At 61.9% G+C, this 22,265-nt stretch carries 21 protein-coding genes; 8 read left to right on the top strand and 13 right to left on the bottom strand.

From position 1 onward, the window contains the following. Positions 1-317: 317 nt before the first annotated feature. Entirely contained in the window at positions 318-569 is a 252-nt protein-coding gene (gene oprI, locus AC1UK9_RS19675) for an outer membrane lipoprotei OprI (protein ID WP_025113130.1), read from the top strand. 123 nt (positions 570-692) lie between these two features. On the opposite strand, the gene AC1UK9_RS19680 is transcribed toward oprI, so the two are convergent. The 3 genes from AC1UK9_RS19680 to AC1UK9_RS19690 form a co-directional block, all read right to left on the bottom strand. Then, positions 693-1,664 carry a L,D-transpeptidase family protein gene (locus AC1UK9_RS19680; RefSeq protein WP_025113129.1) on the bottom strand — a complete coding sequence of 324 codons (972 nt, stop codon included), beginning with the start codon at positions 1,662-1,664 and terminating at the stop codon, positions 693-695. A gap of 197 nt (positions 1,665-1,861) precedes the next feature. Continuing rightward, entirely contained in the window at positions 1,862-2,155 is a 294-nt protein-coding gene (locus tag AC1UK9_RS19685) for a hypothetical protein (protein ID WP_007908575.1), read from the bottom strand. A gap of 57 nt (positions 2,156-2,212) precedes the next feature. Beyond that, complete coding sequence (locus AC1UK9_RS19690; protein WP_473013186.1) at positions 2,213-2,818, bottom strand: arylesterase; 606 nt, start codon at positions 2,816-2,818, stop codon at positions 2,213-2,215. A gap of 10 nt (positions 2,819-2,828) precedes the next feature. Between AC1UK9_RS19690 and AC1UK9_RS19695 the strand changes: the two genes are divergently transcribed. The 3 genes from AC1UK9_RS19695 to greB are packed head-to-tail and all read left to right on the top strand — an operon-like array spanning position 2,829 to position 6,548. Beyond that, positions 2,829-3,512, top strand: a complete 684-nt coding sequence (locus AC1UK9_RS19695) for an ABC transporter ATP-binding protein (RefSeq protein WP_025113127.1) — start codon at positions 2,829-2,831, stop codon at positions 3,510-3,512. After that, positions 3,512-6,016 (top strand): ABC transporter permease, encoded by a 2,505-nt coding sequence (locus AC1UK9_RS19700; protein ID WP_482578329.1) that lies wholly within the window; start codon positions 3,512-3,514, stop codon positions 6,014-6,016. Before AC1UK9_RS19695 ends, AC1UK9_RS19700 begins: the two co-directional genes overlap by 1 nt. A gap of 34 nt (positions 6,017-6,050) precedes the next feature. Next, positions 6,051-6,548 carry a transcription elongation factor GreB gene (gene greB, locus AC1UK9_RS19705; protein ID WP_025113125.1) on the top strand — a complete coding sequence of 166 codons (498 nt, stop codon included), beginning with the start codon at positions 6,051-6,053 and terminating at the stop codon, positions 6,546-6,548. A 6-nt stretch (positions 6,549-6,554) separates the two neighbouring features. On the opposite strand, the gene AC1UK9_RS19710 is transcribed toward greB, so the two are convergent. From AC1UK9_RS19710 to AC1UK9_RS19720, 3 genes are all read right to left on the bottom strand, one after another. Continuing rightward, positions 6,555-6,863, bottom strand: a complete 309-nt coding sequence (locus AC1UK9_RS19710; RefSeq protein WP_003226820.1) for a hypothetical protein — start codon at positions 6,861-6,863, stop codon at positions 6,555-6,557. 248 nt (positions 6,864-7,111) lie between these two features. Further along, entirely contained in the window at positions 7,112-7,546 is a 435-nt protein-coding gene (locus AC1UK9_RS19715; RefSeq protein ID WP_025113124.1) for a DoxX family protein, read from the bottom strand. A 108-nt stretch (positions 7,547-7,654) separates the two neighbouring features. Further along, the gene (locus AC1UK9_RS19720; protein ID WP_025113123.1) at positions 7,655-9,076 is read right to left on the bottom strand and encodes an MltF family protein; all 1,422 of its coding nucleotides are present in this window, start codon (positions 9,074-9,076) and stop codon (positions 7,655-7,657) included. A gap of 236 nt (positions 9,077-9,312) precedes the next feature. Between AC1UK9_RS19720 and AC1UK9_RS19725 the strand changes: the two genes are divergently transcribed. The 3 genes from AC1UK9_RS19725 (at position 9,313) to AC1UK9_RS19735 (ending at position 12,386) form a co-directional block, all read left to right on the top strand. After that, positions 9,313-10,119, top strand: coding sequence for a TatD family hydrolase (locus tag AC1UK9_RS19725; protein WP_482578330.1), 807 nt, complete (start codon positions 9,313-9,315; stop codon positions 10,117-10,119). 210 nt (positions 10,120-10,329) lie between these two features. Further along, complete coding sequence (locus tag AC1UK9_RS19730; RefSeq protein ID WP_482578331.1) at positions 10,330-11,811, top strand: methyl-accepting chemotaxis protein; 1,482 nt, start codon at positions 10,330-10,332, stop codon at positions 11,809-11,811. Positions 11,812-12,020: 209 nt separating this feature from the next. After that, entirely contained in the window at positions 12,021-12,386 is a 366-nt protein-coding gene (locus AC1UK9_RS19735) for an Mpo1-like protein (RefSeq protein WP_482578332.1), read from the top strand. A gap of 1 nt (position 12,387) precedes the next feature. On the opposite strand, the gene AC1UK9_RS19740 is transcribed toward AC1UK9_RS19735, so the two are convergent. The 3 genes from AC1UK9_RS19740 to AC1UK9_RS19750 form a co-directional block, all read right to left on the bottom strand. Continuing rightward, positions 12,388-13,182, bottom strand: coding sequence for an acyl-CoA thioesterase (locus AC1UK9_RS19740; RefSeq protein WP_482578333.1), 795 nt, complete (start codon positions 13,180-13,182; stop codon positions 12,388-12,390). Positions 13,183-13,407: 225 nt separating this feature from the next. Beyond that, positions 13,408-14,175 carry a CHAD domain-containing protein gene (locus AC1UK9_RS19745; RefSeq protein WP_482578334.1) on the bottom strand — a complete coding sequence of 256 codons (768 nt, stop codon included), beginning with the start codon at positions 14,173-14,175 and terminating at the stop codon, positions 13,408-13,410. Positions 14,176-14,254: 79 nt separating this feature from the next. After that, positions 14,255-14,533, bottom strand: a complete 279-nt coding sequence (locus tag AC1UK9_RS19750) for a hypothetical protein (protein WP_025113117.1) — start codon at positions 14,531-14,533, stop codon at positions 14,255-14,257. A 216-nt stretch (positions 14,534-14,749) separates the two neighbouring features. On the opposite strand from AC1UK9_RS19750, the gene AC1UK9_RS19755 reads away from it, so the two are divergent. Then, positions 14,750-15,787: a patatin-like phospholipase family protein gene (locus AC1UK9_RS19755; RefSeq protein WP_025113116.1), complete on the top strand. Its 1,038-nt coding sequence runs from the start codon at positions 14,750-14,752 to the stop codon at positions 15,785-15,787. Positions 15,788-15,902: 115 nt separating this feature from the next. Here AC1UK9_RS19755 and AC1UK9_RS19760 read toward each other — a convergent pair whose 3' ends face one another. From AC1UK9_RS19760 to kdpB, 4 genes are all read right to left on the bottom strand, one after another. Next, positions 15,903-16,601 (bottom strand): response regulator, encoded by a 699-nt coding sequence (locus AC1UK9_RS19760; RefSeq protein ID WP_473013191.1) that lies wholly within the window; start codon positions 16,599-16,601, stop codon positions 15,903-15,905. Positions 16,602-16,649: 48 nt separating this feature from the next. Beyond that, positions 16,650-19,301: a DUF4118 domain-containing protein gene (locus AC1UK9_RS19765; RefSeq protein ID WP_473013192.1), complete on the bottom strand. Its 2,652-nt coding sequence runs from the start codon at positions 19,299-19,301 to the stop codon at positions 16,650-16,652. A 129-nt stretch (positions 19,302-19,430) separates the two neighbouring features. Further along, entirely contained in the window at positions 19,431-19,976 is a 546-nt protein-coding gene (gene kdpC, locus AC1UK9_RS19770) for a potassium-transporting ATPase subunit KdpC (protein WP_025113113.1), read from the bottom strand. A 228-nt stretch (positions 19,977-20,204) separates the two neighbouring features. Then, positions 20,205-22,262: a potassium-transporting ATPase subunit KdpB gene (gene kdpB / locus AC1UK9_RS19775; RefSeq protein ID WP_473013193.1), complete on the bottom strand. Its 2,058-nt coding sequence runs from the start codon at positions 22,260-22,262 to the stop codon at positions 20,205-20,207. Between the last annotated feature and the right edge of the window lie 3 nt (positions 22,263-22,265).

Below are 22,265 nucleotides of genomic sequence, written 5' to 3' on the forward strand. Positions count from 1 at the left end.
GATAGGTGAGGCATCATGCAAAATCGGAACAAAAGTGTAGACGAATTCATCTAGACAGACTTGGTGCAAGACGGCAAAAACTGCACCGGGCAACGGGAACTTTTTCTCAATAACTCGCTCAAGCCGGGGCTTGTAGCTGGATATTTTTTAAACAGTCCAGTTAAAAGTTGCTCGAAAAAGAATCAACGCCTACAATTTTTTTTGCTTCTTGCGCTACGTCAGTTTACTTACTACAAGTAATGGGTAGTATGTACGCCGGCTATTTCCTCAATCGGAGGAGAAAGCCACTTAATTGAAAGTCCTTGAAGGGGAACACGATGAACAACGTTCTGAAATTCTCTGCTCTGGCTCTGGCCGCAGTTCTGGCTACCGGTTGCAGCAGCGCATCGAAAGAAACCGAAGCACGTCTGACCGCTACTGAAGACGCAGCTGCTCGCGCTCAAGCTCGTGCAGACGAAGCATACCGTAAAGCTGATGAAGCTCTGGCTGCTGCTCAAAAAGCACAACAGACTGCTGACGAAGCTAACGAGCGTGCTCTGCGTATGCTGGACAAAGCTAGCCGCAAGTAATAATCCCTCGGGATTGTTATCAAGCCGACCCAGTTTCTGGGTCGGCTTTTTTGTGCCTGATGCTTTTGTCCGGGCAATAAAAAACCCGCCGACGCTGCACACGCCGGCGGGTCCGGATCGACCTTACTGTTGCAGATCGATCGGCGTGTTCGAAACCATCGGCGCCGCCGCACCCGGCGTACCGATTTCGGTTGGCAGACCGTCTTCAGCCGCCACTACATCGCGCACAACGTCCCAGTTTACCCGCACGTTGTTGGCGATATCTTCACGCTTGAGCATCGCGTTGATCACCGCAGTGTGCTTGTCAACCACCGACGGGTTGCCCTTGTCGTCGATCGGCGTGTGTGCTTCCAGGTAGACCTTGCCACCACTGCGACCGAACTTGTACGCGTCGTTGAGAATGCGCACCGAGGTACCGACCGGCACCATGCTGGCCATTTCCAGCACGTTGTTGTTGAACATGCGGAAGCAGCCGTGGCTGGTGCGCATGCCGATGCCGAATTTCTTGTTCGAACCGTGGATCAGGTAGCCGGGTGTGCCGAGGCTGAACTTGAACGGCCCCAGCGGGTTGTCAGGACCGGCCGGCACCACGTTCGGCAGCGGATCACCATCGGCGGCGTGCTCGGCCTTGATCGACGCTGGAGGGGTCCAGGTCGGGTTCGGCGTTTTCGCGGTGATAGTGGTGTGAGCGATCGGCGAACCCCAGCCTTCACGACCGATACCCAACGGGAAGGTGTACACCACGTTCCGGCCTTTCGGGTAGTAGTAGAGGCGGTATTCGGCGAGGTTGATCACGATGCCTTCGCGCGGACCCGGCGGCAGGATGAACCGCGTCGGCAGGACGATTTCAGTGCCGGCGCCCGGCAGCCAGGCATCGACGCCCGGGTTGGCCGCGACCATTTCCGAATAGCCCAGATCGTAGGTGGTGCCCAGGTCAGCGAAGGTATCTTCGTACTTGGCCTTGATCACCTGCACCTGGCCGATGATGTCCTCACCGGGTGGTGGCAGGGGAAACTCCAATGCAGCAACGGGACCGGCCACACACAGGGCGGCAAGTGACAGGCAGCGGGTGACGGCAGGAAAGCGCGGCAACATCCGGAAAATCCTTCGCATGATCAACAAGGGTATAAGAGCGCGATTGTACACCGCGCCTCGGGAATTCGGGGAGACCACCCTGCAGCAGGCGACAAGGTGCTTTGGGTGGGAGCGGGCTTGCTCGCGAAAGCGGTGTGTCAGGCAAAGCATTCGTTGAATGAAACACCGCATTCGCGAGCAAGCCCGCTCCCACAAGGTCAGAGCTCGAAACGCAACTCAGGCCAGATCGGCGAGGTACCGCGCTTCTGCGACTCAAGGATCGCCCGGCACAACGAGCACAGGCGCTGATCCTGAAACACCCGGCGATCGACACTCGACCAGCGCGGCTGCGCCGGCAGCAAGCTGCCACACAACGTCCGGTCGGCCGAGCCACCGAGTTCGAGTTGACGGGTCACCAGATGCACCCGCACTTCCTGGCAGGCGAACAGATCCAGCTGTTCGTCAGGCTCGATCAGTTGGTAGGCAAACAGGGACCAGGCAGAACGCGACATCGGGGGCTCCAAATAAGGGGGCGCCACATTAGCCGAAAGCCTGCCACTAGAAAAGCCTCATAACAGCGGTTTTAGCGTCGGCCAGACATTTTCCAGCAACTTGCCCTGAGCCCCGACTGCCGGGTGCAGACCATCGGCCTGCATCAGATCGGGATGGCCACCGATACCATCGAGGAAAAACGGCACCAACGGGATCTTTTTCTCGTCGGCGAGTTTGCCGTAAACCTCGGCGAAAGCATCGGTGTAACGCTTGCCGTAATTGGGCGGCAGTTGCATGCCGAGCAACAGCACCTTGGCGCCGCTCTGGCGCGAGCCGTCGATCATCGCCGCAAGGTTTTGTTGCAATTGCGTTGGCGGCATTCCGCGCAGGCCGTCATTGCCACCCAATTCGAGAATCACCAGTTCCGGCTTGTGCTCTGCAAGCAGCGCCGGCAGGCGCGCCTGGCCTCCGGCACTGGTGTCGCCGCTGATGGAGGCATTGACCACTTTGTCGTCAAAACCTTCCTGTTTGAGCCGTTGCTCGAGCAGCGATACCCATCCCAGGCGGGTATCCAGTCCGAAACCGGCGCTGATACTATCGCCAACGATCAGGACAGTACCCGCCGCTGCGTTCTGGGCCATGCACATCAAGGCCAGGCCAGCACTCAAAAACCACACACGCATCGGATTCTCCATGGGCGCAAGCATTCTCACCGCGAAGAACCTCAGCAAAGTGGTTCCCAGCGCGGAAGGTGAACTGACTATCCTGCACGAACTCAGCCTGGAACTGAACAAGGGCGACAGCCTGGCCATCGTCGGCGCGTCCGGTTCCGGCAAATCCACCCTGCTCGGCCTGCTGGCCGGCCTCGACCTGCCGAGCAGCGGCGAAGTCATCCTCGCCGGGCAAGCCCTGAGCAATCTCGACGAAGACCAGCGCGCGCGTATCCGCGCCGAGCACGTAGGTTTCGTCTTTCAATCCTTCCAGTTGCTCGACAGCCTCAACGCACTGGAAAACGTCATGCTGCCGCTGGAACTCGATGGCCGCAAAGACGCCCGCGAACGCGCCACCGAATTGCTGCAACGGGTCGGTCTTGGCCAGCGCCTGACGCACTCGCCACGCCAGCTCTCCGGCGGCGAACAACAACGCGTGGCGATTGCCCGGGCCTTCGCCGCCGAACCGGACGTGCTGTTCGCCGACGAACCCACCGGCAACCTCGACAGCCATACCGGCGAGCGCATCAGTGACTTGCTGTTCGAGCTGAATATGGAGCGCGGCACCACGCTGGTGCTGGTGACCCACGATGAACGCCTGGCCCATCGCTGCCGGCGCCTGATCCGACTTGAAGCCGGGCTGCTGGTCGCCCCTCTGGAGCCTTGATGGCACGTCTGCCGCTGTTGCGTCTGTTCAGCCTCGCTATCCGCCAGTTGCTACGCGATGCCCGCGCCGGTGAATTGCGCGTGCTGTTCTTCGCGCTGGTCGTCGCGGTGGCGGCAAGTACCGCCATCGGCTATTTCGGCGCCCGCCTCAACGGCGCGATGATGCTGCGCGCCACCGAGTTCCTTGGCGCCGACCTGGTGCTTGAAGGCAGCTCACCGGCCCGTGACGAACAGATCCGCAGCGGCACCGAACTGCGCTTGATTCATGCCCAGGTGGTGGAGTTTTCCAGCGTCATCGCCACCGACAATGGCATTCAGTTATCGAGCATCAAAGCAGTCGACCGCGCATACCCACTGCGCGGCGAACTGAAAAGTGCCCCCGCTCCATTTGCCGCAGAAACCTCCGGAGGCGAGCCGCAACCCGGCGAAGCGTGGGTCGAAGCACGACTGTTGACCGCGCTGGATCTGAAGATCGGCGACAGCATCGACGTCGGCATGAAAACCCTGAAGCTGACCCGCGTGCTGACCTACGAGCCGGATCGTGCGGGCAACTTCTACAGCCTCACGCCTCGGGTGATGATCAACCTTGATGACCTCGCCGCCACGGGTGTGGTGCAACCGGGCAGCCGGGTCAGCTATCGCGAGTTATGGCGCGGCGAACCGCAGGCACTGGAAACCTACCGACAGCTGATCAAACCGGGACTGGCCGCCAACCAGCGGATTCAGGATGCCCGCGACGGTAACCGACAGATCGGCGGTGCGCTGGGCAAGGCCGAGCGCTACCTGAACATGGCCAGTCTGGTCGCGGTGCTGTTGGCCGGTGTGGCCGTGGCGCTGTCGGCGAACCGTTTTGCCAGTCGCCGCTTCGATGCCAGTGCCCTCCTGCGCTGCCTTGGCTTGTCGCGTCGGGAAACCATGCTGTTGTTCAGTATTCAACTGACGGTACTGGGCCTGGGCGCCGCCCTCAGTGGTGCGGTGCTCGGCTGGCTGGCTCAACTGGGGCTGTTTGCCCTGCTGCATGACTTGCTGCCGGCGGATGTACCGCCGGGTGGGCTGTTTCCAGCGATGGCCGGGATCGGTACCGGTCTGGTGGCGCTCGCCGGGTTCGCCCTGCCGCCGCTTGCCGCGCTGGGTCGAGTGCCACCGCTGCGGGTGCTGCGCCGCGACATGCTGCCGATTCCGTCGAGCACCTGGATGGTCTATGGCGCAGCACTGGGCGCACTCGGTCTGATCATGTGGCGCCTGAGTCTCGATTTATTGCTGACCTTCGCCCTGCTCGGTGGCGGTGTCGTGGCGGCGGTGATCCTCGGCGGGTTGCTGCTGTTACTGCTGAACAGCCTGCGTCGTCTGTTGGCGCGAGCCTCGCTGCCTTGGCGTCTGGGGCTGGGCCAGTTACTACGCCATCCACTGGCGGCCGCTGGACAATCACTGGCGTTCGGTCTGATCCTGCTGTCGATGGCGCTGATCGCCCTGCTGCGCGGCGAACTGCTCGACACCTGGCAAAACCAGTTGCCGAAAAACGCCCCGAACTATTTCGCCTTGAACATCCTGCCGGCGGACAAACAGGCCTTCACTGAACATCTGGTCGGCGTCTCCGCACAAGCGGCGCCGCTGTACCCGGTGGTGCCAGGACGACTGGTCAGCATCAATGGCGAGCCAGTGCAGCAAATCGTCAGCAAGGATTCGGCCGGCGACCGCGCGGTTCAGCGTGATCTGAGTCTGACCTGGGCCGCCGATCTGCCGGCCGGCAACAAGCTTACCGCCGGCACTTGGTGGACCGCGCAACCCTCGGATGACGTACCGGGCGTGTCGGTGGAAGGCAAGGTCGCCGAAAGCCTCAAGCTCAAGCTGGGCGATCACCTGGTGTTCAGCGTCGGCGGCGTCAATCGCGAAGCGAAAGTCACCAGCCTGCGCGAGATCAACTGGGACAATTTTCAGCCGAACTTCTTCATGATCTTCCAGCCCGGTACGCTGAAGGATCTGCCGGCGACCTATCTGACCAGTTTCTACCTGGCACCCGGTCACGATCAGCAGATCGTCGATTTATCGCGAGCGTTTCCGGCGGTGACCATTCTTCAGGTCGAAGCCCTGCTCGAACAACTGCGCAGCATCCTCGCCCAGGTCACCCTGGCGGTGGAGTATGTGTTGTTGTTCGTGTTGGCAGCGGGGATGGCGGTGCTGTTCTCCGGCTTGCAGGCGACGCTGGATGAACGCATTCGCCAAGGCGCACTGTTGCGAGCGCTGGGCGCGGAACGGCAGTTGCTGGTCAAGGCCCGGCGCATCGAGTTCGGCTTGCTCGGTGCGGTCAGCGGGCTGCTCGCGGCCATCGGCTCGGAGGTGGTGAGCCTGGTGTTGTATCGCTATGCGTTCGATCTGCCGTGGCATCCGCATCCGTGCCTGCTGGTGCTGCCATTGATTGGCGCCGCACTGATTGGCGGTGCCGGTGTGTTCGGCACGCGTCGGGCACTGAATGCGAGTCCGCTGACAGTCTTGCGCGAGGGTTGATAGACTCCAGCCTTCGTCACCACAAGAAGTTGCCATGAGCCGTTATCGCCCTCCCCGCACCGCCGGCACCGCGTTGATCACCCCAGAAGGTGAAGCGCGGATGCGCGCTGAATTCCATGAGCTGTGGCATGTGCGTCGCCCGCAGGTGACGCAATCGGTCAGCGAGGCGGCGGCTCAGGGGGATCGTTCGGAAAACGCCGAGTACACCTACGGCAAAAAGATGCTGCGCGAAATCGACAGCCGCGTGCGTTTTCTCACCAAGCGTCTCGAAGCCTTGAAGGTCGTCAGCGAAAAACCCAGCGATCCGAACAAGGTCTACTTCGGCGCCTGGGTGACCATCGAGGACGAAGACGGCAAGCAATCGCGCTACCGCATTGTCGGCCCGGATGAACTGGATCTGAAACTGGGCTTGATCAGCATCGACTCACCGCTGGCCCGCGCCTTGATCGGCAAGGCGCTGGACGCCGAAGTTCGGGTACAGACGCCAACCGGTGAGCAGTGTGTCTATATCGTGGCGATCGATTATCCGTAACGCGTTTCAGCGACGAGTGATCAACCCCTGACGCGCAACGCGGGTCAGTTGCTTGATCATTTCCGGAGCGTCTTCAGCGCTCGGCGCCTGAATCACTGCCAGATCGAAACTGTCACTGGCAAAGCGTGCCAGGGACTCGCCGTCTTCGACAAACTGGATCAGGAACGCGGCAGGACCACCGCTGCGACGTGGCCAACCATCGAGATAACGCAACAGCGTCGGCTGATGTTTGCCGCCAAGCAGAATTTTCGGGTTGCGCTGAGTGATATGTGCCGTGATCGGCGCGGGACGTGCTGGAGGGCGTAGTGCATTCATCGTGTCGTGTCTCTGCCTCAAAAGTCTGCATGGCAGGTGAGAGGCAACACCGAACCAGCGCTTTAGCGGTATTTCGAAGCCCTGTTCCGGCTTCTGACGGCAACTCTCTGAGTCACCTGGCGCCCCGCAAGTAGCTGTTTAAATCGGCGCATGAGCAACATCCTAGAGAACGTGACCGACGAGTGTCAAGAATCAACCACAACAAAAAAGGCCCGCACAATGCGGGCCTTTTGCTTGATTCAGAGCGCTCAACCGGCGATGGCGCGATCCACCGACAGCTTGCCGGCGCCTTCGATCATCACCGCGAGGCTGCCACCAAGCAGCGCCAGGGCGAACTCGTAACCGTTGTTGGCCATGAACAGGCCGTTGCTGATGTGAACGGTGAAGATCGCCACCAGCGACAGGAAGGTCAGCCCCAGCGCCGCCGGACGCACCAGCAGGCCGATGATCAACGCCAGACCGGCGAAGAACTCGGTACCGCCGGCCAGCGTGGCCATCAGATAACCCGGGTGCAGACCAACGCTGTCCATGTACTGCGCGGTGCCCGCCAGACCGTAGCCACCGAACAGACCGAAGAGCTTTTGCGAACCGTGTGCGGCGAAGATCACGCCGACGGCGATGCGCAGAATGGTCAGGCCGTAACCGGCGCGAGTGAACAGAACCTTGTTGATCAGAGAGCTCATGGGGCATTCCTTGTTTTGCGAGAAGTGTGTTGGGATTGGCCGCTATATTAATCAGTTAATTTCATGTTAAAAGCGCAATAATTCCGCCATAACAATCAGATTATTAGATCATTTGCGTGAGGCAACTTTCTGTCCCCGGGGCTCCAGCGATTCTCGCTCCCGGTCGAACGCCAAGTAGTACTTGTTCACGCTATTAACATAGCTGACGGCCCCCATGCCGACCTGCTCCATTGCGATGCGCTCGACCTGGAAGAACCACTGATTGGGGTTCAACCCACGTCGCCGCGCCTCGGCACGCATGCCTTGCACGCGCTCCGGGCCGATGTTGTAGGCCGCCAGGGTGAACGCCATGCGCTCGCGTTCATTGAGTTTCGGACTGTTGAAAAACTTGCGGCGGATCATCGCCAGGTACTTGGCCCCGGCCTGCACATTCGCATCGAGATTCTGGATATTGTTCACGCCGACCCGTTGCGCCGCGGACGGAGTGATCTGCATCAACCCGGTCGGGCCACTGCCGCTGCGGGCGCTCGGTTGCAGGGCTGATTCCTTGAACGCCAGCGCCGCCAGATTCAGCCAGTCCATGTTTTGCGCGTCGGCGTGTTTTTGCAGGGTCGGACGCAGTTTTTCCAGACGCTGGCGGTCAGCCTTGGCCAACGGATAGTGCACTTGATAAAGGCGCCGATAGATCCGCAGAAACTCTGCGTCTTCGTTCGAGGGCTTCTTGTAGCCGACCAGGAAGCGATCGATGCTCGCCCGCAACATCGAGGCATCGCGGCGCACGAACCAGTATTCCTCGCCCGGCTCGCTGATCATCAACTGGCGATCGAAACGCAACCTGGGCAGGATTTTGCCCCAGCGCTCGGCGATGGGTTGCTCGACGATGGTCAGGTGAAATATCCCGCCCTGCACCATCTCCAGTACGTCTTCGACAGCCAGGGTGGGGTCGACCCACTCGATCTTGATCGGCGCCAGTTTGTGCAACGCGAGTTTCTGATTGAGCTGGCTGACCGCCTCCCCCGCCGCGCTGCCGGTCGGCAAGGCCAGGGTTTTGCCGGACAGCTGTTCGACCTTGGTGTAACGGCGCTCGCCCTTGATGCCGACCAGCACCAACGGCACATTGCGGGCAATCGGCTCGCTGCTGGCAACCGCGTGGCCCGGCTGCAGATCAAGCAGTTCTCCAGGCGCTACCACGTCACCTTCGCCGCGCTGCAAGGCACCGAGCAGTTGATCCTTGGCTTTGGGAATGATCTTGAGGGTGATTTCCTGGCCATCGCGGGCGTGGCCATTGAGGTATTGCTCGAAGGCGCGCAGGCGGTGGTATTCGACACCGATGGCCTGGCCCTGAACTTCACCGGAGCTGTTGCGGCTCTGGTTGACCAGCACTCGCAGCACGCGGCTGCTACGGATCTCCGACAGGTCTCGGACCTTGGCGGCCGGCACGGCTTGCAGTGGCCCGGGCAAGCGCGCAACCGCCGTTATCGGCAGCAGCAGCGACGCACACAACAGGAGCAAAACCGAGGGACGATGCATCCACTCTCCGGAAAGAATACAGGGTGTTTTTACCGCTGAACGGTCAAAAACACCGACGAAAACAGAGCGCCTATGAGCGCTGGCAAAGTGCGAGAGACTGGCACAGTGATGGCACCTCTGCCAACCCGGGCTGCGTCACGGCATCAAAAGACAGCTATAACTCTTTGTAGTTCTTGGCTTTTCTTATAAATCTACAGCTCTGGTATGCTTTCCGGCCTTCGGCCCGAGGTAGAACCATGCAACTCATCGATATCGGCGTCAACCTGACCAACCCAAGTTTCGCCGAAAAACATCAGGCCGTGCTCGACCGCGCCTACGCCGCCGGGGTCTGCCAACTGGTGCTGACCGGCACCAGCGTCGAGGGTAGCGAGCAGGCGCTGGAACTGTGCCGGCAACTGGATGACAGCGGGCAACGACTGTTCGCCACCGCCGGCATTCACCCGCATTCGGCCAGTGATTGGAACGCTGACAGCGCACGTCGTTTGCGCAGCCTGCTGCAAGAGCAAAACGTGGTCGCCGTGGGTGAATGCGGGCTGGATTTCAACCGCGATTTCTCGCCGCGCCCGCAACAGGAAAAAGTGCTGGAAGAACACCTGGCACTGGCCGCAGAACTGCAACTGCCGGTGTTCCTGCACGAGCGTGATGCCAGTCAGCGCCTGCTGGAAATGCTCCGGGACTTCCGCGATCAGTTGCCCGCTGCCGTGGTGCACTGCTTTACCGGCGAACAAAAAGCCCTGTTCAGCTATCTGGATCTGGACCTGCACATCGGCATCACCGGCTGGATCTGCGACGAGCGCCGGGGCACCCATCTGCACCCGCTGGTCAAGGAGATCAAGCGCGGACGGCTGATGCTCGAAAGCGACGCGCCGTACCTGCTGCCGCGCACTCTGCGACCGAAGCCGAAAAACGGCCGCAATGAGCCGGCGTATCTGAGCGAAGTACTGCGCGAGGTAGCGCTGCATCGCGGCGAGAGCGAGGACGACCTGGCGGCACACACCACGGCGTGCGCCCGTGCGTTCTTCAACCTGCCCACCCTCCCCTGACACCCCAGAATTTCTCTGTGGGAGCGAGCCTGCTCGCGAAAGCAATGGTTCAGACAGCAACGATGTCGACTGACACGGCCTCTTCGCGAGCAGGCTCGCTCCCACAGGGGAGAGTGCGGTCTGTTGACTCATATCAAGACGTCTATATCTGCGTAGCGGCACAATGCTGGCACCTTGCCGAAACTGTTTCCGCTATCAGAGAAGACCTCCATGGGTGCCTGGCTTAGCAATATCTCGCTGAAATACAAATTCTGGGCGGTCAACGCGGTCGCCTTTGTCACCACCCTGCTGCTGGTGCTGTACGCCGTGCAACTGGAGCAACAGGCCCGCAGCCACGCCTCACAAGCATCCGCTCAGGCCCAGGCACAATTGCTCAAGGCCTGGCCGACCGGACAGGCCTTGCCCAAGGCTGACCAGGTGCTGACCTTCAAACGCGGGGAAGCGCCGCGCCTCAACGATCAACCCGTACTGGAAATCAGCGACAGCAACGGCTGGAACGCAATCAATCACCTGCCGCTGTTCGGCGACAACCCATTGATGGGCGCTGAAGTATTCAGCCGCGCCGATGGCCAACAGGTCGCAGTCATCGCCTATGGTCCAAGCCTGGCGCAAGTGTTCAGCGAGCGTTTTGCCAACTACGCGGTGGCGGTGTTCATCCTGATGTTCGCGATGCTCTGCGCGTCGCAGTTGCTGATCCGCTTCCTGCTCAGCCAGCTCAACACGCTGAAGGACGTGATGCTGCATGTCGAGAAAAGCGGCGACCTCTCGGCCCGCGTACCGTTGGCCTGCAAGGATGAAGTCGGACAGATGGCCAATGCGTTCAACGCGATGCAGGCCGGTTATCAGCGCGTGGTCACGACGGTCGCCAACACTGCGCGGCAACTCGATGTCGGTGCTGCACGCCTGGCGGCGAGCATGAACGAGGTGCGCCACGGCATGCTCGGCCAGCAGAGCGAAACCGATCAGGCCGCCACCGCGATCAACGAAATGACCGCCACGGTTTATCACATTGCCCAGCATGCCGGCGCCACCCGCGATCTGTCGCAGACCGCCGATGGCCTCGCGGGCAGCGGCCAGCAAGTGGTCATTCGGGTGCAGCAATCGATTGCCGGACTTTCCAGCGGCGTGCAGCAGACCGCCGAGATGATCCAGCGCCTGGCCGAAGACAGCCAGAAGATCAACGGCGTGGTCAGCGTGATTCACAGCATCGCCGAGCAGACCAATCTGCTGGCACTGAATGCCGCCATCGAAGCCGCCCGGGCCGGCGAGATGGGCCGCGGTTTTGCCGTGGTCGCCGACGAGGTGCGCAATCTGGCGAAACGCGTGCAGACCTCCACCGATGAAATCACCACCATGGTCTCGGCGTTGCAGGCCGGCACCCGCGATGCGGTGGACTTCATGCAGGAGAGTTCGTACAAGGCCGACGACTGCGTGCAACAGGCGCAGGAGGCTGGCGAGGCGCTGGCGGAAATCACCGGCGCCGTGGCGCAGATGCGTGAGAGCAACACCCAGATTGCGGTGGCGGCCGAGCAGCAGAGTCAGGTAGCGGAAGAGATGAATCGGGCAGTGGTGAGCATTCGTGATGTGACCGAGAACACGGTGCAGCAGACCGTGGATTCGGCGACCACCAGTAATGAGCTGGCGACGTTGGCCGGAGAGTTGAGCAAGGCCATCGGTCAGTTGAAACTCTAACGGCCGCTTCGCGAGCAAGCCCGCTTCCACAGGGGATCTGCGGCGTACACAAATCTGCTGTGCGGGCTTGCTCGCGAAGGCGTCAGCCGGGTCAGCATCAAATCCGGCGATGACGCCTATCACCGCAATAGCCAACCTTGATTCGCCGCCCTACCCGCCCCGGCCTATTCTTCAATCATGTGTTCAACATGGATCGAGGAGTAACCAACATGGGCAAACGTCACCCCAATCTTCCCGCGTGGCAATGGCGCGCGTACCCGAACAATCACCAGCACCCGACCAATCTGGTGTTGCACCTGATTGCCGTGCCGTTGTTCATCGTCGCGTTTCTGTTGATCGTGTCCGGGGTGTTCAGCCTGAGCCTGGCCAGCGTCGCCATCGGCGTGATCGGTATCGTCGCGGCGCTGGGTCTGCAGCGCCACGGCCACAGCCTGGAGGCGCAAGCCTCCGAGCCGTTCAGTGACCGCAAAGATGCAATGTCACGCTTGCTGGTCGAACAGCTCCTGACCTTTCCGCGGTTTTTCCTCAGCGGCGGCTGGTGGCGCGCCTGGCGTGAGCGCCACCGTCGGCATTGACTCATGCAAAAATCGTCACGGTCTGTCGACTCATGGCGATCAACTCTCCTTCCGCGCTCCACAGTTTCGCGGCGACATGGCCGTAGCCGTCGGCGGCGTACTCGATGTCAGCCAGGTATTTGCACCAGTCCAGCGTGCTCAAGTCGCGTAGCGGCTGAACGAATTCAATGGTCCAGGTCAACGTGCTGCCCGGTGCCGGTTTTTTCAGGTACGGCAACAGTGCCGGCGGCCATGCATCCACTAGCGCCAGCAGATGCGCTTCATTGACCGGCTCTTCCTTGACGTCTCCACGCAACCGCACCCAACCGCCCATTTGCCGCGATTTGTTGCCGGTGAATGGCATGCCGCCGACACTCCAGCGCATCGACAGGTGACGCATGAACTCCGGGGTCACACCCTTGATGCAGGGCAGCTCCGGGCATTCATCCCAATGTTTCATTTCGGCCGCCGGATAAGCTGCAACGGCCACTTCCGAAGGTCTGGAAGCACCAAAGCTGCCTTGCACGATCGTCACCACCTGCCCGTTCTGCATCGCACGCCCCAGCACCTGACTGACCGCCTTGCCTTCGCGCAGCACATCGACTTCAAAGCGCACCGGGACTTCTGGCTCCACCGGGCCGACGAAGGTAATAGCCAAAGAGCGCACCGGGCGATCTGCGGGGACCTTCGCGCGCATGGCTTCATATTGCAGCGCCGCTACCAGGCCACCAAAACTGGCCCGACCCTGGCCCCACTCGGCGGGAACGGTCAGTTCTGGATCGCGGCGGACCGCATCGAGCAGATCGGAAAAGCGCATGACAACCTCGGAAAGCGAAAAGTGTATGCAGCGATCTTAACCAGCATGGCAGAGCGCCGCAGCGTCTATTCCGGTCAAATGGACTGACAGAAAGGCCTTAAGGCCAAGGAGATATTCGAAGGTGGGAGCGGACTTGCTCGCGAAATCAGTAGATCAGTAGATACATCGGTGACTGATATTCCGCTTTCGCGAGCAAGCCCGCTCCCACAGGGGTTCTATGGAGGGTCAGGATTTGAAGCAGGCAGTGCTGAGTTTTTCGAGCACTCGATCCGCCTTGGCTTCAGCCTTGATCAGGCCCGCCTGCCAGGTCGCAACGCACGGTTGCAGATCGCTTTCCTGCTCGGCCCGCGCCAGCCACTGCCAGCAATCGTGCCAGTCGCCCAGCGCGCCCTGTGCCGACTTCAATCGCGCCAGCGCCGCCGCAGGCAAGCGATCCAACTCCGGATACGCTTCAATGCCATAGCGCACGCGCTTGATCAACAAGCGCAAGCGATGCCGATCGTGGGCCGGATCGCGCAGGGCCTCGTCGAGTTTTTTCCATTGTTTGTGCAGGCGTTTTTCGATCCGCGTGGCCAGCCCCTTGAGCAGACCCTGACGTTCAGACGCACGCAGGAATCGCGGGAAGGCGTCGAGGATGATCAGCAGCGAAGCCACTTCCGCACTTGCTGCCAGTGCCGGATAGGCCTCGGCCATTTGCGCCATGCGTCGCTGCGCCGCTTGCGGTTGATCATGCTTGAGCAGATACGCCGCCAGCACCTCGCGATCACGCCACGGCGTGGTCACCTGCCCCACCGCTGATGCCGCCACTTCCAGCTGCTCGACACCGGGCAAGCCGCGCAATGGCCGCAGCAGGCTGCGCAAGCGCCGCACCGTGGTGCGCAAGTCATGCAGCGCTTCGGGGTCGGTGCGCGCGGTCAAGCGCGCCTGACACGCCAGCAGCCGCACTTCCAGGCTCAGGACATGAGCCACCAACCGATCCACCAACGCAGACATCACTTGCTCCTGATTCAAATGGCTTGAAGGACCAGTCTGCCTCGGGAAGGCAGCCGCATCCTTGCGTCAAGTCAGCAGCTTAGCGGCCGGCGCGGGATTCGCGAATATAGAAACGGGCTTTCTCGGCCTTATTGCTGCAGCCCTCGAAGCCTTCGAATTGCTGCTGGGTCTTGGCGGCCGTCAGCAACGACAGCGCCTTGGAATAGCTGACCGTACCGGCGAAACCTTCGGCCTTGGCCAGGTCCAGTTCATGCCACGCCGCATCAAGCTGAGTGCCACAGCTGTCACGATAAGCAGTCTTGCCCGCGCAACCGGCCAATGCCAGTGCGATCAACGGCACACAGATCCAGGCTTTCATCACTTACACCTCAAAATAGGTCAACAGTCGTGCAGTTAAGACGGTGCGGCGAGGAAAAAGTGCCTTGGCGCCCGATGAATCTGCGGTGACTCAAGGATAGCGTCGAGTGGTCACGGAGTATCGAAAAAACGACGCCCCCGCCGCCCCGAACGACCCTGCCGATTGTCGCCCGCCCCAGGATAGGTGCATTGTGGAACCTTGTCGGGAGGAAGTCAGATGAAAAAGCGTGTCGCACTGGTGCTGGGCTCCGGTGGCGCCCGGGGCTATGCCCATATCGGGGTCATTGAGGAGATCGAAAGACGCGGTTACGACATTGCCTGCATTGCCGGTTGTTCGATGGGCGCGGTGGTCGGCGGGATCTATGCGGCGGGCAAACTCGACGAGTACCGCACCTGGATCGAATCCCTCGACTATTTGGATGTGCTGCGGCTGGTGGACGTGAGTTTCCGCCTCGGCGCGATCCGTGGCGAAAAAGTCTTCGGGCAGATCCGCAAGATCGTCGGCGAGATCAACATCGAGGACCTGCGCATCCCCTACACCGCTGTCGCCGCCGACCTCACCAACCAGCAGGAAATCTGGTTCCAGGAAGGCTGTCTGCATCAGGCGATGCGCGCTTCGGCGGCGATTCCCAGCCTGTTCACCCCGGTGATGCAAGGCAACCGGATGCTGGTGGACGGTGGCATTCTCAACCCGTTGCCGATCGTGCCGGTGGTGTCCAGCCACTGCGACCTGATCATCGCGGTCAACCTCAACGCGACCAACCAGCGGCATTACAAATTGCCGGTGATCCAGCGTCCGCCAGCCTTTCGCTCGCGCTTCGACAGCCTGCTCAGTTCGCTGGGTTCGAAGATGCCGTTCCGGCGCAAACAGGCCGAGCAGTTGCTATTGCTTGAGCAGGAAGCCCTGCGCGCGGAAGCGGCGGACATCAACCCCTGGCTGGAAGGCAGCGAACCGGAAAGCCAGCAGCCGGCGGCGGCACCCGAACGCGAAGGCGCACCGAAATCCGCCACCGGTTCTTTCATCATCGACAACGTCGGGCCGGCGTCACTGCTGGACCTGATCAACCAGAGTTTCGAGGTGATGCAGACCTCGCTGGCGCAGTACAAGATCGCCGGCTATCCGCCGGACATTCTGATCAACGTGCCGAAGCGCGTGTGCCGGTTTTTCGAGTTCTACAAGGCGCCGGAACTGATCGCGCTGGGGCGTGAAATTGCGCGGGATACGCTGGACCGGTATGAGAGTGAACAAGGCTGAAATCCCGGCAGCCTGTCAGGCCTCTTCGCGAGCAAGCCCGCTCCCACAGGAGTTGGGTGATCCAATGTGGGAGCGGGCTTGCTCGCGAAGAGACCAGACCAGACACCCCTAAAAACTACAGGCTGCCCTCACTCAACAACCGATACCCAACCCCCGCCTCAGTCACGATAAATCGCGGCCGTGTCGGATCATCCGCCAGTTTCTGCCGCAAATGCCCGACGACAATCCGCAGGTAGTGACTGTCTTCGGTATGCGTCGGCCCCCAGATGTCCTTGAGCAATTGCTGCTGGGTGATCACCCGCCCCGGGTGCCGCGCCAGTTGCGCCAGCACCGCGTACTCCTTGCGGGTCAGCGCCACTTCGGCGCCATCGAGCAACACCCGCCGATAGGCCAGATCAACCGTCAACGGGCCAAACGTCAACGCCGCTTGTTGCGCTTCGCCGGCCGGTGCCTGGCGCAACAAGGCGCGGACCCGGGCGAGAAACTCCTGAATGCCGAACGGCTTGGTCACGTAGTCGTTGGCGCCGCCATCCAGCGCCTGGACTTTCTGCCCTTCGCTGGCCCGCACCGAAAGCACCAGCACCGGCGCGGTGGCCCATTCGCGAAATTCGCGCAGCACCTGCTGGCCGTCCATGTCCGGAAGGCCGAGGTCGAGCACCAGCAAGTCCGGTTTGTTCAACGCGGCCTGGGCCAGGCCCTCGGCGCCGGTGCCGGCTTCCAGCACTTTGTAGCCTTGTGAGGCGAGGCTGATGCGCAGGAATTTACGGATCTGCGGTTCGTCATCAATGACCAAAATGGTCGCGGTCTGGCTCATGAATTCACATCAACGCAAAAGATTGGCAAGAGAGTAGCGCAGCCGGGCTCAGGCTTCATTGTCCATCCCCGGTTGCGCCTGCAACGGCAAATGCAGGGTGATGCTGGTGCCGCGTCCGTCGATGCCGTCGGCGACGCTGATCCGCCCGCCATGCGCACCCACCATACCCTGACAGATCGCCAACCCCAGACCGGTGCCCTGGCCGCCGCGATCACCCCGGGCAGCGGTGTAGAACATGTCGAAAATCTTCGCCCGCTCATCTTCTGGAATCCCCGGTCCCTCATCGCTGACCGTGAAAAAAATCTCTTCACCGCTCGCCCCGGCGCTCAATTGCAAACGCCCATGGGCAGGCGAAAAACGCGCAGCGTTTTCCAGCACATTGACCAGCGCCTGTTCGATCAGCGCCGCATGCACGAACAGCAGCGGCAACTCGGCCGGCACGTCGGTGCTGACCTGCAACGGCGCCAGCACCGCACGCAGGCGATTGAGCGAGCTGCCGACAATGTCGGCCGGCGCCACCCAGTCCCGCGCCAGCTTCAACGCCCCGTGGCCGAGACGGGTCATGTCCAGCAGGTTCTGGATGTAGCGGTCGAGGCGTTCGGCCTCATCACGAGTGCCTTCGAGCAACTCGCGGCGATCTTCCAGCGGAATGGCTTCGCCGAGCGCCAGCAAACTATCGATGCTGCCGCGCATGGCGGTCAGCGGTGTGCGCAGATCGTGGGACACCGAGGCCAGCAGCGCACTGCGCAATTGCTCGGTTTCACCGTGCAGGCGCGCGGCTTCCAGATCGTCCGCCAGTTGCGCCCTGGCCAGTGCCTGAGCGAGTGGCTGACTCAACGCGGTAAGCAGGCGTCGGCGCTGGCCGCTCAAGGTCTGGCCCTCTTTGGCGCAGACCCCGAGCAGCGCAAGCGGCCCGTCCTCCACCGACAGCGGCCACCACCACCAGCGGCCGAATGGCAGCGTGCCGGTGCCCATGCCCGCCGGTTGATCGTGCTGCCAGGCCCAGTCGGCGGCGGCACGTTCGGATTCGGTAAATTCCAGCGGCCCGCCGGTCTCGACTTTCCAGCCACCCTGGCCGTCACGATTGAGCAGGCACAATTGCAGATCGCTCCAGCCATTGAGGTGTTGCGCGGCGGCGCTGACCACCGCCTGACGGTCGGTCGCCGCAGTCAGTTTGCGCGACAGATCGAGCAGTTCGGTGGTCTCTTCCTGAGTGTCACGCAGGGCCTGCAACTGCCGCCGCTGGCGCGCCGCGAGATTGCCGGTGAGCGCCGCCATCAGCAGGAAGAACAGCAAGGTCAGGACATCTTCTTCGCGCTGAATGGCGAAGGAAAAATTCGGTGGAATGAACAGAAAATCGTAAGTCAGAAACGACAACGCCGCGCAGGCCAGCGCCGGCCCCAGACTGCTGCGCACCGCCACCAGCAACACCGCCGCGAGGAACACCAGCGAGATGTTCGGCAGCGGCAACACACTCGACACCGCCCACGCCAGGGCACTGGCCAACACCGTGGCCGCCAGCGCCAGCGCATAGTCGAACCAGACCAGCGTCGGCGTGACCCGCAGGCGCGGTTGAGGGTGTTCATGGTCGTTGTCGAGAACGTTGATTTCCAGTCCGTGAGCCTGGCGCAACAAGCGTGCTGCAAGCCCACCACCGAACAGGCGACGACGCAGGCTCGGTCGCGACTGGCCGACCAGCACCAGGCTCGCACGGCGTTCGCTGGCGTGTTGAATCAGGGTCTTCGCCACTTCACCGGCACGCAGCAGCACCACTTCGCCACCGAGGCGTTCGGCCAATTGCTGAGCGCTTTGCAGACGCAGCCGCGATTGCTCATCGCGCACCGTGCCGTTGTCGACGTGCACCAGGCTCCACGGCAAATGCCGCCGCTGGGCCACGCGACTGGCGTGACGCACCAGGCGTTCGGCATGGGCATCACCATCGACGCCGACCAGCAGACGCCCGCGCACCGCCGGGGCCGCCTGGCCGAGTTGACGATAGCCTTGCGCGAGATCGTTATCGACCTGTGCCGCCGCCGTTTGCATCGCCAGTTCGCGCAGCGCGGTGAGGTTGGTCTGAGTGAAAAACGCATCGATTGCCGCCCGCGCCTGTTCCGGCACGTAGACTTTGCCTTCGCGCAGACGCTCAAGCAGTTCGCGCGGCGGCAGGTCGATCAGCAGCAGTTCGTAGGCTTCCTGCAGCACCCAGTCCGGCAGGGTTTCGCGCACCTGCACGCCGGTGATGCCACGCACCTGATCGTTGAGGCTTTCCAGGTGCTGGACGTTGACCGTGGTGTACACGTCGATGCCGGCGGCGAGCAGCTCCTGAATGTCCTGCCAGCGTTTGGCATGGCGGCTGCCGGGGGCGTTGGTGTGCGCCAGTTCATCCACCAGCACAAGCTTCGGTTTGGCCGCGAGCAGGCCGTCGAGGTCCATTTCTTCGAGCATCACGCCGCGGTATTCCGAGCGCACCAGCGGCTGCTGCGGCAAGCCGCCGAGCAACGCTTCGGTTTCGGCCCGGCCGTGGGTTTCGACGACGCCGGCGATGATTTTCACACCTTGGCGCAATTGTGTGTGCGCGGCCTGGAGCATGGCGTAAGTCTTGCCGACACCGGGGGCGGCGCCGAGGAAGACTTTCAGCCGGCCACGGCCGTCGCGGGGCAGGTCTGCTAACAACGCGTCGGCGCGGCCGGAGTCACTCATGCTTGATCTCTTCAGTCAGATGTTTATGTGTTACCTGTGCGGGCCTCTTCGCGAGCAAGCTCGCTCGCACATTCTGGAATGCATTCTCCTGTGGGAGCGAGCCTGCTCGCGAATGGCCGTGCCGCAGATTTAGAGCTTCTCGAGCGCCATGTTCAGCTCCAGCACATTCACCACCGGCGGCCCCACCAGCGGCTGTTCGATGTGCGCATCGAGCAGTTGCTGCAAGGTCGACACCGGCAGGTTGCGGGCTGCCGCGACACGCGCCAGTTGATAGGCAATTGCCGCCGGTGGCAAGTGCGGATCGAGACCGCTGCCGGAGGTGGTCAGCAACGCCAATGGCACTGGCCCCTGACCGGGCACCTGCAACTTGTTGGCGTCGTCGATCACCCGGGTGGCCAGTGCCGGATTGCTCGGCGCCAGGTTGCTGGCACTGCTGGAAACCGTAGCAAAAGCACCCGCCGAAGGACGCGGATGGAACCACGCATCACCGACGAAATCCTGGGCGATCAGCGCCGAGCCACGCACCTTGCCGTCGGCGTCGTGGACCAGACTGCCGTTGGCCTGTTCAGGGAAAGCGACCTGCGCAACACCGGTTACCACCAGCGGGTAGGCCACGCCGGTGATCAGGGTCATCAGCACCAGCAGGCTCAGGGCCGGACGTATCATTGTGGACATTGCAAAATCCTCGAATTCGTTGGGCAACTTGGGTGGAGTGTCAGGGAGACTTCTTCCCCCTCACCCCAGCCCTCTCCCCCGAGGGGAAGAGGTTAAAGGGAGCCGATCCTGGTGTTGTTCAAGACCTGAGTTCGGCTCGGTATTTCAGGTCGATCCAGCTCCCGCAAACACCTCGGTCGGTCCCCTCCACCCCATGAAGAAGGTTTAGGGTGAGGGGCTCTTTCAGTCTCAAACCAGATGCAGCGCCGTCAGCAGCATGTCGATCGCCTTGATCCCCACGAACGGCACCAGAATCCCGCCCAGTCCGTAGATCAGCAGGTTGCGGCGCAGCAATGCCGCCGCACTTGCCGCCTGCACGCGCACGCCACGCAATGCCAGCGGAATCAGCACCACGATGATCAAGGCGTTGAAAACAATGGCCGAGAGAATCGCGCTCTGCGGACTGGTCAGGTGCATGATGTTCAGCACGCCCAGTTGCGGATAAATCGCGGCGAACAGTGCCGGCAGAATCGCGAAGTATTTGGCGACGTCGTTGGCGATGGAAAAGGTCGTCAGCGCGCCACGGGTCACCAGCAATTCCTTGCCGATCTGCACCACGTCCAGCAGCTTGGTCGGGTCGCTGTCGAGGTCGACCATGTTCGCCGCTTCGCGTGCTGCTTGCGTGCCGTCGTTCATCGCCATGCCGACGTCCGCCTGGGCCAGCGCTGGTGCGTCGTTGGCACCGTCGCCGCACATGGCGACCAGACGACCGTCGTTCTGTTCGTGACGAATGCGTGCCAGTTTTTTCTCAGGGGTAGCTTCAGCGAGCACGTCATCGACGCCTGCTTCTGCCGCGATGGCCGCTGCGGTCAACGGGTTGTCACCGGTGACCATCACGGTGCGAATCCCCAGTTTGCGCAGCTCGGCAAACCGCTCGCGAATGCCCGGCTTGACCACGTCCTTGAGGTGGATCGCACCGAGCAGTTTGCCGTCGGCGCAGACCAGCAACGGGGTGCCGCCACTCTGGGCGATCTTGTCGATTTCCCGCGACAGCGCAGGCGCCAGATCGGCACGCTGTTGGCCGAGGAAGGCCAGCAACGAATCCACTGCACCCTTGCGGTAAACGCGGCCCTGATAGTCGACACCGGACAAACGGGTTTCAGCACTGAATGGCACAGCGGTCAGGCTGTCCAGCGTCGGCTCAGGCTGCGGGTGCAGACCGCGCAGGTATTCAACGATGGATTTGCCTTCAGCGGTTTCATCCGCCAGCGAAGCGAACAACGCGCCTTCGGCCAGTTCGCGACCATTGACGCCAGGCGCGGCGTACACCGCGCTGCAACGACGGTTGCCGAAGGTGATGGTGCCGGTCTTGTCCAGCAGCAGCACGTGCACGTCACCGGCCGCTTCCACCGCGCGACCGGACTTGGCGATCACGTTCAGGCGCACCAGACGGTCCATCCCGGCGATACCAATCGCCGACAGCAAGCCACCGATGGTGGTTGGAATCAGCGTGACCAGCAGCGCCACCAGGAACACCAGCGGCAGGTTGCCGTTGGCGAAATGGGCGAACGGCTGCAGGGTCACCACCACCAGCAGGAAAATCAGGGTCAGACCGATCAGCAGGATGTCCAGCGCAACTTCGTTCGGGGTCTTCTGGCGTTTGGCGCCTTCGACCAGTGCGATCATGCGGTCGAGGGTCGATTCACCCGGGTTGGCGGTGATCTGCACCAACAGCCAGTCGGACACCAGTCGAGTGTTGCCGGTGACTGCCGAACGATCGCCGCCGGACTCGCGAATCACCGGCGCCGATTCGCCAGTGATCGCCGCTTCGTTGACGGCCGCGATGCCTTCGATGACCTCGCCGTCACCGGGGATCATCTCCCCCGCTTCGACGCGCACCACATCACCTTTGCGCAGGTTGGCAGCAGGCACCACCTGGAAGCTGCCATTGGCCATTTTACGCCGCGCGCTGAGGCCTTCGCTGCCCGCCTTGAGACTGTCGGCGCGGGCCTTGCCGCGACCTTCGGCCAAGGCTTCGGCGAAGTTGGCGAACAGCACGGTGAACCACAGCCACAGGGCAATCTGCGCAGCGACGAAAGTCGGCACGACGTTGTCCGGGATGAAGCACAGCACGGTGGTGAAGATCGCGGTCAGTTCGACCACCAGCATCACGGGCGAGCGCACCAGCTGGCGTGGGTCGAGCTTGACGAACGCTTGCACCAGCGCCGGGCGCCACAGGGCCGAGATCGCGGTTTTCGCTTGTTCCGGTGCCTTGATGGCAGCGGGTTTGATTGCGGGCATATTCATCAT

It is taken from the genome of Pseudomonas sp. AK-TSAG1-1 (assembly GCF_056821665.1).

What these genes read in the sequence shown, in the direction of transcription:
- oprI (WP_025113130.1), top strand. Translation starts at nt 318, where the DNA reads ATGAACAACGTTCTGAAATTCTCTGCTCTGGCTCTGGCCGCAGTTCTG.
- AC1UK9_RS19680 (WP_025113129.1), bottom strand. Translation starts at nt 1,664, where the DNA reads ATGTTGCCGCGCTTTCCTGCCGTCACCCGCTGCCTGTCACTTGCCGCC.
- AC1UK9_RS19685 (WP_007908575.1), bottom strand. Translation starts at nt 2,155, where the DNA reads ATGTCGCGTTCTGCCTGGTCCCTGTTTGCCTACCAACTGATCGAGCCT.
- AC1UK9_RS19690 (WP_473013186.1), bottom strand. Translation starts at nt 2,818, where the DNA reads ATGCGTGTGTGGTTTTTGAGTGCTGGCCTGGCCTTGATGTGCATGGCC.
- AC1UK9_RS19695 (WP_025113127.1), top strand. Translation starts at nt 2,829, where the DNA reads ATGGGCGCAAGCATTCTCACCGCGAAGAACCTCAGCAAAGTGGTTCCC.
- AC1UK9_RS19700 (WP_482578329.1), top strand. Translation starts at nt 3,512, where the DNA reads ATGGCACGTCTGCCGCTGTTGCGTCTGTTCAGCCTCGCTATCCGCCAG.
- greB (WP_025113125.1), top strand. Translation starts at nt 6,051, where the DNA reads ATGAGCCGTTATCGCCCTCCCCGCACCGCCGGCACCGCGTTGATCACC.
- AC1UK9_RS19710 (WP_003226820.1), bottom strand. Translation starts at nt 6,863, where the DNA reads ATGAATGCACTACGCCCTCCAGCACGTCCCGCGCCGATCACGGCACAT.
- AC1UK9_RS19715 (WP_025113124.1), bottom strand. Translation starts at nt 7,546, where the DNA reads ATGAGCTCTCTGATCAACAAGGTTCTGTTCACTCGCGCCGGTTACGGC.
- AC1UK9_RS19720 (WP_025113123.1), bottom strand. Translation starts at nt 9,076, where the DNA reads ATGCATCGTCCCTCGGTTTTGCTCCTGTTGTGTGCGTCGCTGCTGCTG.
- AC1UK9_RS19725 (WP_482578330.1), top strand. Translation starts at nt 9,313, where the DNA reads ATGCAACTCATCGATATCGGCGTCAACCTGACCAACCCAAGTTTCGCC.
- AC1UK9_RS19730 (WP_482578331.1), top strand. Translation starts at nt 10,330, where the DNA reads ATGGGTGCCTGGCTTAGCAATATCTCGCTGAAATACAAATTCTGGGCG.
- AC1UK9_RS19735 (WP_482578332.1), top strand. Translation starts at nt 12,021, where the DNA reads ATGGGCAAACGTCACCCCAATCTTCCCGCGTGGCAATGGCGCGCGTAC.
- AC1UK9_RS19740 (WP_482578333.1), bottom strand. Translation starts at nt 13,182, where the DNA reads ATGCGCTTTTCCGATCTGCTCGATGCGGTCCGCCGCGATCCAGAACTG.
- AC1UK9_RS19745 (WP_482578334.1), bottom strand. Translation starts at nt 14,175, where the DNA reads ATGTCTGCGTTGGTGGATCGGTTGGTGGCTCATGTCCTGAGCCTGGAA.
- AC1UK9_RS19750 (WP_025113117.1), bottom strand. Translation starts at nt 14,533, where the DNA reads ATGAAAGCCTGGATCTGTGTGCCGTTGATCGCACTGGCATTGGCCGGT.
- AC1UK9_RS19755 (WP_025113116.1), top strand. Translation starts at nt 14,750, where the DNA reads ATGAAAAAGCGTGTCGCACTGGTGCTGGGCTCCGGTGGCGCCCGGGGC.
- AC1UK9_RS19760 (WP_473013191.1), bottom strand. Translation starts at nt 16,601, where the DNA reads ATGAGCCAGACCGCGACCATTTTGGTCATTGATGACGAACCGCAGATC.
- AC1UK9_RS19765 (WP_473013192.1), bottom strand. Translation starts at nt 19,301, where the DNA reads ATGAGTGACTCCGGCCGCGCCGACGCGTTGTTAGCAGACCTGCCCCGC.
- kdpC (WP_025113113.1), bottom strand. Translation starts at nt 19,976, where the DNA reads ATGTCCACAATGATACGTCCGGCCCTGAGCCTGCTGGTGCTGATGACC.
- kdpB (WP_473013193.1), bottom strand. Translation starts at nt 22,262, where the DNA reads ATGAATATGCCCGCAATCAAACCCGCTGCCATCAAGGCACCGGAACAA.